The following is an 11961-nucleotide window of genomic DNA, read 5'->3' as shown; positions in this document are numbered from 1 at the left end:
TTTATAGCTTTCGAGGGTTTATTTTTCTTTTGTTTTTAACAATTGCTTGAGATATGGGTTGCACTCAAGTTCGCGCTGATAGGAGATTTCACAACTAGCATATGCTTCTTGACGGTGATGATTCCAATATTTTAAATCATCTATAGGGATTTTTTGTCCGCTAACAGCACAAATGGTGTAGGTACCATATTCTATAATGTCATATCCATTATTAGAATAATGAATTTTTGCTTCGCGTTCACTATCGGAAAACATTATAATTCCTTTTTACTAATACAAGAGATTCAAGAAAAGTGCCATAAGATATATTATAAAGTCGAGAGTTAATTTAAAAATATTTTTCTTGTCAAAATAGTTAAGAGTTTATTTTCTGCCAAATAGCCGTTCTATATCTGCCAATTTGAGTTCAATATAAGTAGGGCGTCCATGATTACATGTACTTGTATTGGGTATTGCCTCCATTTGTCGCAACAGTGTGTTCATTTCTTCGGGACGTAAAAGGCGCCCTGACCGTATTGAACCGTGACAAGCCATCGTTGCTGCAACATAATCAAGCATTGCTTTTAAATTGTTTGTTGTATCATACTCAGCGGCTTCATCTGCAAGATCTTTAATAAGGGCTTGGACGTTGATCTCTCCTAACATGGAAGGTGTTTCACGCACAACAATTGCTCCTGGTCCAAATGGTTCTATTCCTAATCCAAATTTTTGCAAAGCATCTTTATGCGTTAAAAGGCATGTTGCATCCTCTTCAGAGAGTTCTACAATTTCAGGAATAAGTAATAACTGTGAAGGAAGCGGTTTGGAATAAAGTGCATTTTTGAGTGCTTCATAAACCAATCGTTCGTGAGCTGCATGCTGATCGACAATGATCAAACTATCTTGTGTTTGGGCGATAATATAGTTTTTATGGATTTGTGCTCTGGCCGCTCCTAATGGATAAGATAACTCTTCTGATGAAGATGTAGTGTTTGGAATGTATGTATCCCCACTTGGTATATTTAAGCCCTCCATAATAGGAGTAGCATCTTCTTTTAAACCAAAAGAACTAGTAATATCCAATGGTTTGTGAACCATTGAAGCAGCGGCAAAATGATGAGGTTGTGGGCTATAAGAAGCGGACTGGTGCGTGTTCTTAAAATTGCCTAATGGTTGTTGTACCAATGGTTTTTGTATTTGAAATGCAGCTAGCGTTGCTTCAGAACGGGTTGAAGTAGGACGAATACCAGATTGCTGTAATGCTTCACGAATAGCTCCAACGATCAAACCACGAATTAATCCTGGATCACGGAATCGTACATCAGCTTTGGCTGGATGTACATTAACATCTACCTCAGCAGGTGGGAGATCAATAAAAAGAATAGCGACAGGATAACGATCTCGTGTCATCACATCAGCATAAGCGCCTCGGATAGCGCCCCATAGAAATTTATCACGCACGGGACGCCCATTAACATAAGCAAATTGATGAAGGCTGTTATTTCGGTTGAAGGATGGCAAACAGGCAAAACCCGTTAAGCGCACTGCTTCGCGTTCAGCATTCAGTGCGATGCTATTAGGGGCGAATTCTTTTCCTATAATTTGCGTAATACGTTGCAATTGTCCTCGAATATTATTTTCTGTAGCGGACAGTTCCATAGATGTTCTATCTAGTCCTGAAAGAGAAAAGCGGATATGTGGAAATGCGATAGCAATCCGCTTAATCATATCGCTAATAGCATTTGTTTCAGCCCGATCGGTTTTCATAAATTTTAATCGTGCCGGCGTGACAAAGAAAAGATCACGAACTTCAACAATTGTTCCAAGGTTTGCAGCAGCTGGTTTGGGTCCTACAATTTTTCCTGCAGTAACGGAAATTTCAGCAGCGCTCTCAGCATCTTTTGTTCGTGAAATGAGTTTAAGTTTAGCAACAGAACCAATAGAGGGGAGGGCTTCTCCTCTAAACCCAAGGAAGCAGATATTGTGTACGTCATCGGTAATCTTTGAGGTACAATGGCGAGAAACTGCTAAAGTTAACTGATCTGCAGGAATTCCATAACCATTATCACTCACCTTTATAAAATTTTTTCCACCATTTGCTGTAATAATTTCGATGCGTGTTGCACCAGCATCAATAGCGTTTTCAACAAGTTCTTTGACAACATTTGCTGGTCGTTCAATAACTTCACCAGCGGCGATTTGATTAATAATATTTTCGCTAAGATGGCGTATAATCATAATAAATTCTAACAGGAATCTTAAGGCTTCTATAAAAAATTATGATAACATCATTTGCGCGACATTCAAGAATAAGAGAGTATGGAAGGTATTATTTTTACAATACCTCCTATTTTATTTTATGTTAACAAATCGGTTGGAAAAAACAGAAAAAATAGTTTTTATCACCTTAAAATAGCTTGCACCAATTTATCATCTAGGTCAAAAAAGAAACAATGTAAAAAGGGAAGGCAATATATATGGCGCGTATAAGCGGTATTTTAGCAGATAGTGATATACAAGCTTTGATTGAGAATAACTTTCTCAAGGCTCAGTATCCATTTGATAGATCTCAAATACAACCAGCAAGCCTTGATCTTCGTTTAGGGGAGAAAGCTTATCGTATACGTGCTTCTTTTATGCCGGGCCCTAATACAAAAGTTTTGGATAAGCTTGAACGGTTAAAGTTACATGAGTTTGACTTACGAGACGGAGCCGTTTTGGAAACGGGGTGTGTTTATATTGTTCCTCTTTTGGAAAATTTAGCTTTACCAGAATTTTTATCTGCTGTTGCCAATCCCAAAAGTTCTACAGGCCGATTAGATATTTTTACGCGTGTCATTACGGATAATGCTCAGGAGTTTGATAAAATTTGTGCTGGTTATCATGGTCCTCTTTATTTGGAAATTAGTCCACGCACATTTCCAATTTTGGTGCATAAAGGCTCACATTTATCACAGCTTCGGTTTAGAAAAGGGCAAAGTTATTTAAATGAAGTTGAGTTACACACTTTGCAAAAGCAAGAAACACTGATATCGGAGGATATTCCTAATATTAGCGCTGGTGGTATTGGTCTTTCCATTAATTTAAAGGGAGACGAAAACGGCCTTATAGGTTATCGTGGTAAACATCATACAAGTGTTATTGATATTGATAAACGTGCTGTTGCCCACGTTTTAGATTTTTGGGAACCTCTTTTTGATCGTGGTCAAAGGGAGTTGGTTCTTGATCCTGATGAATTTTATATTTTAGTTTCACGAGAGTCTGTTCATGTGCCTCCGCTTTATGCTGCAGAAATGACTCCTTTTGATCCTTTAGTTGGTGAGTTTAGGGTGCATTATGCAGGCTTTTTTGATCCAGGATTTGGGCATATGGAAGCGGGTGGAAAAGGAGCAAGAGCGGTTTTAGAAGTGCGGAGCCATGAAGTTCCTTTTATCTTAGAGCATGGTCAAATGATTGGCCGTTTGGTCTATGAGCATATGCTTAATCGACCATCAACCCTTTATGGACATGATGTTGGATCACATTATCAAGCACAGGGTTTAAAGTTGTCCAAGCATTTTAAATGAGTTGGAAACTACGAGTTTTGATAACATGTATGCAGAAAGTGTATTTTGGATAAAAGAAAATTTTGTTCTTCGCAAAATTGGCGCCATTCATTCTATTTTTAGTTTCCAAAGTTATTGCATCCCTTGCATTTGAGAGGCATTTTTACTTCTTTTTTTCAAGAGGTTTTATCTATACGAACTTCGTTTATGATGTGCAAAAGAATAGTTTTGATTATTTCATCATGAAAAAATCTAAAATGAAAGAATTTTACTATATTCAATATGTTATTCGTATTTATTGATTATAATAAATCAATAAATTACTAAAATTCAATATAACAGTAACGTATTTGTTTTTCAAAGTAAACATGCGAGATTGGATGCTGCTATTGCTCCATTTTTCTAGAGCTTGAATGACCAGTATATTTTATTTCGTATAAAAATTATCCTTGAAAGCCAATAAAGAAGTTTTTCACTACAGTTTAGTAACAATTTTTTTAATAAACATTGTTCTACTTTTAGTAACTCATTTATAGCTTCAAGATATAAAATATTGCTAGAAAATTATTCAATTCAATATGGAAAGCTTCTACTCGTATGAACATTAAAAAAATTTTTTATGCTTTATGTGAATTAGGCACTGTATATTTTTATAAACTTTCATGAATAAGTAACAGGTCTCAGTTTTGAGTATTGATATAAGAAGATTTCTGGATGTATGCGACAGCTTTATTTCCAGTATTAATAAAGTATTTTTTTATCTTTTGGGGGAGATTATGGTTTATACTTAATGACTACAGGATCTATATTCTTATAACCGATAATTTAAGGATCTTTGGAGGGAGAAACGACTTTAAATTATAACTAATTAAGCTGCGGAGCAATCGCTTTCGAAGAGGTATTCGTTTAAAGAAAGTATAATATTTCAATTGTACATGAACAATATATGAGAGGATACGTTATTAATGATACCCCATACTGTGAGATTTTAAATTTGGATAGGAGAAATAAAGACATTGTTTTTATCAATTAGTTTTTTTAGAAAGTTGCAATCTCTGTTGCTTCTATCTATTCAATAGAGCGTTTTGGGAGAATATCGAGTAGGAAGGTACACGGGTTCGCTTTTATGCGTTTTAGTATGTCTTCTCTTTTTATTTAGGAACAATGGTGCCATCAATGATTATTTCTTCAACACTTGATTATCGTAAGGCGGCAAAGCGTCGTCTTCCTCCCTTTCTTTTTCACTATATTGATGGTGGGGCTTATGCTGAAGAAACGATGCGACGTAACTGTACAGATCTTCAAGCTCTTGCACTGCGTCAAAGGATTCTGAGGCAAGTTGGTGAAGTTGATCTTTCAATCAAGCTTTTTGAACAGACACTTGATTTACCGATTGTACTTGCACCTGTTGGGCTAACGGGCATGTATACACGTCGTGGAGAGGTAGAAGCGGCGCGTGCCGCAGCGGCAAAAGGGATTCCTTTTACTCTATCCTCTGTTTCAGTTTGTCCCATTGCGGAAGTGCAAGAAGCGGTTGGAGGTGCATTTTGGTTTCAACTTTATGTTCTCAAAGATCGCGGTTTCATGCGTGATGCACTAGAACGGGCTTGGTTAGCTGGTGTACGTACGTTGGTTTTTACAGTTGATATGCCAGTTCCTGGTGCACGTTATCGTGATGCGCATTCGGGGATGTCTGGTCCTTATGCTGGATTACGTCGTTTTTTACAAGCGTTTACTCATCCATATTGGGCTTGGAACGTTGGTGTTATGGGGCGCCCCCATGATCTTGGAAATGTCTCCACTTATCTCAAAAAGAAAATTGCATTGGATGATTACGTTGGTTGGCTTGGTGAAAATTTTGATCCATCAATTGGTTGGCATGATCTACAATGGATTCGCGATTTTTGGAAAGGAAAAATGATTTTGAAAGGTATTCTTGATCCAGAAGATGCACGAGAAGCAGTAAAATTTGGTGCGGATGGTATTGTTGTTTCTAATCACGGTGGACGTCAGCTTGATGGTGTATTATCAACAACACGAGCGTTGCCTGCAATTGCGGATGCTGTAAAGGATCATTTGACTATTTTAGCGGACTCAGGTGTTCGTTCTGGTCTTGATGTTGTACGCATGATAGCACAAGGTGCGGATGCTGTTATGATTGGCCGTGCTTTTGTTTATGCGCTTGCAGCAGCAGGTAAGAAAGGTGTTATGCATCTCCTTGATCTTTTTGCCAATGAAATGCGGGTAGCTATGACACTGACCGGTACTCAGACAATCAAAGATATTACACGCAAGAGTTTAGTAAATATAGATGTTTTTAAGCAATGAAAGCAATATGTTATACTGCTTTCAGAAAAAGAAAGTCTTTTTATAGAGGAGCATAATTATATATTTTACAAATATGTTGACAGTTAAATTTAAATAGAAAAGATCAAAAAGCTCCTCTATAAAATCACAGAAAATACTCGGTAATTACAATAATATTAACGCAAAAATCTTAATAATAATAAACACAAAAAAAATACTAATAACATTGCATACATCTTTTACTTACTTTATTAAAAGCTCATTCTATGGATAAAAAGGAACAAGCGCTGATATTAAAGGTAAAACAACTGTTGATATAGAAAAAATAGATATAAATAATGCTGTGAGCATTTTTCCCTCCTATATATAAAAATATAACATGTTAATTACTTCTTTCCCACATTAGCATAAAACGTAAATTTATAAGCTTCATTTAGTTTTATTTTAATATAGAATAATATTAATTATGGTATATAAATAAAATTATTAAAAATGTCAATATGTATTTATTGAAAGTTATAATTATAATAAAAATGGATCTAATAAATAATATTTCTATAATCTATATATTATTTATATTAATTTTATTGGATAATATATTATATGGGTATGATATTGTTTTTATGGAGTACATTTTTAAGCAATGAAAAAAATACCCATCCAATCTTTAAAAAAGCTCGTTTACTGAGAGCAAGACTGCGTGAATTAATGTGCTTTTCTTTCTTATTTTCTTGCATCCTCAATGAGTTATGATGTTTTTGAACTGGCGAACATATTAGGAAGCAGTTGAATATTTTTTGTATAGTATGTCATTGCTAACACTGTTTATGCTTTCTCTATTGATTGCATAATTTATTAAAAATCCAGTTTGTTTTTATTGCAGATGGGGTCGTTAGGTATTCCTAATGATACAAATTGGCATAGAATGTTTTGTTCTATAAGCGATTTAACAATTGCATCTCTAGGCTTCTCCATTGATACTATGCTCTTCACAGACAATAACAGATTGGTGAGATTGGCATAACTCTAGCACAGATATATTATCTCAAAGTTGAATTGTTGGCACACTTGTAAACGTTGGGATAACTTTATGTTTTTTGAAGCTCTACAGCAATATCAAGACAAATCTGAACAGGTTCTTCAGTAGCAAGTAAGAGAACACCTTTCCCTTTTTAAACAGAAGTTTTTCTGATATCAATTTTTAAAGCATTTTTATGAATATTCATAACAGCGTGTTTTTCAAATCTATATAAACGGGTACAGGATTACTCAGAGTGGAAAAAATTACAGTTTCCATTTGATCGAATTACTCTCATAAGTAATTGGATAATATTTACTTTATCGCTGAATAAAAAAGAAAAGTTTTCTTTCTTTAAATAGAGGATGTGTTGTCATCTAGCCAATAGGGATAGTTTGCGAGAAATTTGTTCGATGCAAGACAACTTAACATTGCAGCTACTTTTTATCATTTGAAGCTGTGAAAAGAAGGCTAAGATAGATGAAAGAATGTAAAAAATAATGGATACATTTTAAGATAAAAAATTATAATTCTGTTAATTCCACAACAGTTGCTGCTGATATTGGTAACAAAAGAAATTTGACTAAAAAAATTATCAAAATTATTGAGGATATTTCTCATAGCATGTAGACTAAATCTTTTGTTGGTATGGCTGGGATTTTCTTTGAGCAGAAATTGATTCTATCCCCTGAAATCAGCAATAATCTCTCAGGTGATGTCGTAAACTTTTTGGGGATGTTACAACGCTACTATCGTCCTTTTATGAAAAATGCTAGCATTTCAGATGAGTAGCTGTGAGGAGTTTCAACGTTTAATACAGCAAGAGCCAGCAACTCTCACGGATTTAGAACAGGCTTCAAGGTTTTTATATTTACAGCGATTAAGTTTTAGAGGGAAGGTAAATCGTACGATGAGAGTTGAAATCCGTCGTAGCGCGTGGGTTTAAGTCTTTCCAATTTGAAGGCGTGCTAAAACTTATTTGCCTCTGTTTAGCAGGTGTTAGCATTGAACATTTAAACTGGTCCGATTTTATTGTGCGTTATGATCATCTAAAAACTTGTTTTATCTTTCACCACTTTATTGTGGTTCTGAAGGTTATTCCAGAAAAGCTTTTATAAGCGGGAGAATTATCAGCCGATGTCTAAGCTGCTTGCATAAATAAAAGGGAGGTTTCTTTTGTCATTAAACAATGTGCTAGAAATTCAAAAAACTTTAGTTAACTTCATAAAAGAGATTACATCATCTTATACAGATTGCTCTTCAAATAATACAATTTCTGGTAAGGAATGAGGCATCACCAATTTTGATTTCTAAAAAAGAAACAATACGCATTAAAGAGTCTTTAAATTTGTAGACTTTTTGAGAATCCTTTCAGAATCTTTTGAAAAAAGTGAACTGATAGAAGATTTGCTATCAAAATATAGAAACTTTTCTAGCAAGTTACGAATAAATCTAAAAATATATATTAAATATAAAAAACAGAGTGACATGCTTGTAGACTGGGCTTTAGAAACAAGAATCAAAATGTATAAAGATGCATAGAGGCAAGATTGGTACAGATCATTTTTATGATTCAATAAAAAATAAAAACTAAAGAAAAAATTCTATATCAAAAATTTAAGGTGGTTTAAAAGGTGGGCGGGCAATGCATAGAAGGATGAACGAGAAGGTGAATTAGGTGAGGGCGATTTATAGATTATCAGCATCTTTTGTAAAAGTATCTCCCTAAGGTAAATATTGTGATGAAGTAAGATTGTGGTTGAATGTTCGAAAAGATAATACGCACTCTTAATTTTTCCGTTATACACATCACAATAAACGCCGTGAAAGGCACGTTACAAACTTTCTCTAAAAGCAGCATATGAGTTTGCAAGATATTACAGTGATATTTTAAAAGAAGGTAATGGTCCCATTTTATTTCAGGAACAAGTTATCTTACAACAGCAAAGCAATATTTTTCAAGAAATTGCAAAAACGGCTTTTGAAAGCAAAAAAGCAGAGTTGAAAAATGAAGGTAAAAACGGTTGCTGGTTTTCTCCACTAGAGTTTCATGTTATTTCCCACATAGGGAATTTACTACAGAAAAATTAACAGCCAATATCACTCACAATGTTTTTGCGCCACTTTAGCATGAAAAAGCAGATACCGTGCGAAACTATTTATCTTATCTTCAACATCATTATTACGATTAGAAAGCTGAAACAACGTCATTCACAAATCACATAAAAGCTGTCCATTATTCATTATACAATCCCGTGGATTGTTTTTCTTAAGCATGCCAAATCCTATTTTGTTGAAGACAGAACGTTGTGTATCATTAGTTCTTTGAACGACGATAGCAGTGCAATCCGTAAAATCTTTTCTCATCTTCTTTTGGTAGGATAACAAAGATGCTCTTAGAATACATCAATAGACTCAATCACTTTATACAAATATAACCTTGTTGAATTCTTTCGCTTCAACTCAGACATCTCCGTCACTCTAATTAAATCCAATCGACCACCAGAGTGTTTTTATCCTTTAAGTTCTTTTACTTTTAATCTGAATATATCGACCTCTTTCAAATCTTTTCATTGATTAATGTTTCAGAGGAATTGTATCTTTAGCACTTTATTTTCCGTTTATGTCTCCAACCACATAGACCTGCACCTTGTTCATTATGTTTTAAATATCTCTCGCCAAATTTGGATTAATCACATTGATATCTTGTCGATTAAAATAAATTGGCAGCCATCCAATACAAGAAGTTCGTTCATTCGTCGCGCAGCCAGTTAGAAAGCTTAGTACGCATAGCAGCATCACTTTTCTTATTAATCTTCATTTTCTACCTTAAGCCGTGTTGTCCTATCTTGAAAGCTTCCTTTGTTTGCTTTTGCTTCTCAACTTGTTTCCCAAGAAAAAAGGCTTTCACTAAAGCTATAAGAAAAGTTGCTATGGTCACTGACGTCATTGTTAGATATTTTTTTATCCATAAGATCATAGGCGGTGTTCTTGAAAGCGTTTAGCAATGTATACCATAGCTGTACAAGCAGCTAAAACCATAATGCCTGCTAAAACCCATTGAACAGGACCATTTCCTGAAAAAAGCCCTCCAAGCCCTGAAAAAGAACCTATGATTGGTGCAAGAGCTTCTACTTTGCAAATACCTGTCACACCTTCTGATTCTACTACATGATAATTTGGGGCAACATGAGATCCTTTCGCCCATAATCCTGCTTCGGCTGCTCGGCGATTGACAAGACCTTGGATACGTTTTCCTCCTACTCTTGTCCATTTTTGCAATTCAGTTGGTACCACTTCATATGCACCTTTATTGAGCTTTTTTAAAAGTGTAGAATTGCAAAAGGCTGTTATTCCTACGTTATAGCAAAATGATACTAATGCCGCGAATTGTTCATTGTTTAAAGGAACGGTAACGGCTTTTTCAACAACGAGTTCACACTCTCTCAAATCCTGACAAAGGATTTTTTCAGCTTCTTTTTCCGTAATTTGCATGTCTTTGTGGACGCTTGGAGCACCAGCAGCATTTGTATGTCCATAACCAATTGTCCATACACCACCAGAATATTCATAAGCCGATAAACGTAAGCCTTCCAATTGCTTAATCAATGCAAGCCCTTCTTTTGATATTTTTCGCATTATTCTTACCTATAAAAAAACTACACAAAGCAGGATATGAATCGAAAACTTATATCTACTCATTTTTAAGAACAGAACAGCGAAAGGGCATAATAAATTCAAAATCTCCATAGTGAGTTATGTTAAAACCCATATCGTTTTTTGAACAAATATTATGCTAAACACCATTCATTTTGCAGCAATTGATCTCCATCTCAATATAATAACTTTATAATAAATCCATTTATAATCAGATAGATTTTACTCATAAATTCTTACAGTTGATCCAGAATGATTTAGAAGAACTTTACTTAAAAAAACTTCAATAATCCTGATGAAAAAAAGCATTTTTTAACAAAAAAATAAGAGATATAATAAGTAATGAAATAATAGGTATTGATTTTCAAGTAATTGCATAACCCATAACTTACACCATAGAATTATTTTCATAAAAACAAAAAAACATTACAGTTGAATATTATAGATCTACAAATTATCTTAGAATCAACACGATATACACATAACGTATTATACATATTTAATCAAAAAATCTATAGTGAATTTAACTGTTATTTATTTTTTCCTCTAATTGCTTAATTTTCTTAAAAAATATCTTTATGAAGGATTTTAAATAAAATGTTATATAAAAACATAATCGATATTTTCTCCCTCTCTAGTAGTTTGTTTCCAACTAAAACAATATAGTAGTGGAGCATATTCAATATATGGACCAATGATATTGGATAGTGTTGTAAAGAATATTGTATTGTAATAAACTTGAATGATGATTTCGGTTTCATATATTTTTCCATATGAATAACGCTTTCGTCTTTTTCATATGAAGTGTTTTATGGGGCATTCGGGGACAATGGTATCATCTTTGTCTAGTGTTGTATTGGCTACGTTTCCAGAAGCGTCTTAAACAAATCAATCAAGCTATTGAAGTCTTTTTAGAGGCAATAGCACAAGAGATACAAAAGATTTTAACAAAAAGCCGCTTGAAGATATGGTAGGTTCTCTCCTCCTAGCATCTCCGCTCATTTGTATAGCATAAAAAAGAGAAAGGTAATGAGATGATATTTGATGATGGCGATAGATATGTAACAACCCGTGAGTGTGCACAGCTTTTTAGTGTATCCACAACAACGATTCGCAATTGGGTGCTTCAAGGTGTATTTCTAAAGCCATATAAGGTAGGGAGAGCAGTGAGGTGGAGAAAGAAAGAGATTTTAGCATTTACTCCAAAGAAATAAGAACAAATTAGGTAAAATTATATAAACTGTAGAAGGTGGTCTTCAAACAGATAATTAAATAAAATCTATATGTTCTAATATGATAAAGAGAAAAAGTGGTGCCGCATGCCGGCAAGCAGGGGCTTAGCAACAAGATTCAAAGTATATAAAGATGTGTAAGGGCGTATTGATGTCTATAGCTTTTTATGATTCAATAAAAAAAGTAAGTATTAAAGAAAAAATCTCAAATCAGAAATTAAAG

6 protein-coding genes and 1 pseudogene are annotated in these 11961 nt (G+C 34.3%); 4 read left to right on the top strand and 3 right to left on the bottom strand.

The window, feature by feature from the left end; translation table 11 throughout:
- Positions 1-18 precede the first annotated feature (18 nt).
- Together ACFIJ7_RS03340 and mutL are read right to left on the bottom strand one after the other, a co-directional pair.
- A complete protein-coding gene (locus ACFIJ7_RS03340) occupies positions 19-255 on the bottom strand; it encodes a DUF2093 domain-containing protein (RefSeq protein WP_273787833.1) in 237 nt (78 codons plus the stop codon).
- A gap of 108 nt (positions 256-363) precedes the next feature.
- Entirely contained in the window at positions 364-2217 is a 1854-nt protein-coding gene (mutL, locus tag ACFIJ7_RS03335; protein WP_375644614.1) for a DNA mismatch repair endonuclease MutL, read from the bottom strand.
- Between the two features lie 239 nt (positions 2218-2456).
- Between mutL and ACFIJ7_RS03330 the strand changes: the two genes are divergently transcribed.
- The 3 genes and pseudogenes from ACFIJ7_RS03330 to ACFIJ7_RS03320 all read left to right on the top strand — a co-directional run.
- Positions 2457-3545 (top strand): 2'-deoxycytidine 5'-triphosphate deaminase, encoded by a 1089-nt coding sequence (locus ACFIJ7_RS03330; protein WP_375635944.1) that lies wholly within the window; start codon positions 2457-2459, stop codon positions 3543-3545.
- 1155 nt (positions 3546-4700) lie between these two features.
- Positions 4701-5852, top strand: a complete 1152-nt coding sequence (gene lldD / locus ACFIJ7_RS03325) for an FMN-dependent L-lactate dehydrogenase LldD (protein ID WP_026500225.1) — start codon at positions 4701-4703, stop codon at positions 5850-5852.
- A gap of 2675 nt (positions 5853-8527) precedes the next feature.
- A pseudogene (locus tag ACFIJ7_RS03320) lies at positions 8528-8975 on the top strand (integrase); the annotation flags it as partial.
- Positions 8976-9825: 850 nt separating this feature from the next.
- Here ACFIJ7_RS03320 and ACFIJ7_RS03315 read toward each other — a convergent pair.
- Entirely contained in the window at positions 9826-10488 is a 663-nt protein-coding gene (locus tag ACFIJ7_RS03315) for a lysozyme (RefSeq protein WP_012754682.1), read from the bottom strand.
- A 1052-nt stretch (positions 10489-11540) separates the two neighbouring features.
- On the opposite strand from ACFIJ7_RS03315, the gene ACFIJ7_RS03310 reads away from it, so the two are divergent.
- A complete protein-coding gene (locus tag ACFIJ7_RS03310) occupies positions 11541-11720 on the top strand; it encodes a helix-turn-helix transcriptional regulator (protein ID WP_375644613.1) in 180 nt (59 codons plus the stop codon).
- The last annotated feature ends 241 nt before the right edge of the window (positions 11721-11961 follow it).

The organism is Bartonella sp. MR100HLJHH, assembly GCF_042194215.1.
Taxonomy (GTDB): Bacteria; Pseudomonadota; Alphaproteobacteria; order Rhizobiales; family Rhizobiaceae; genus Bartonella; species Bartonella grahamii.
The sequence above is the reverse complement of the archived record's forward strand: the minus strand, read 5'-3'. Positions and strand labels throughout refer to the sequence as shown.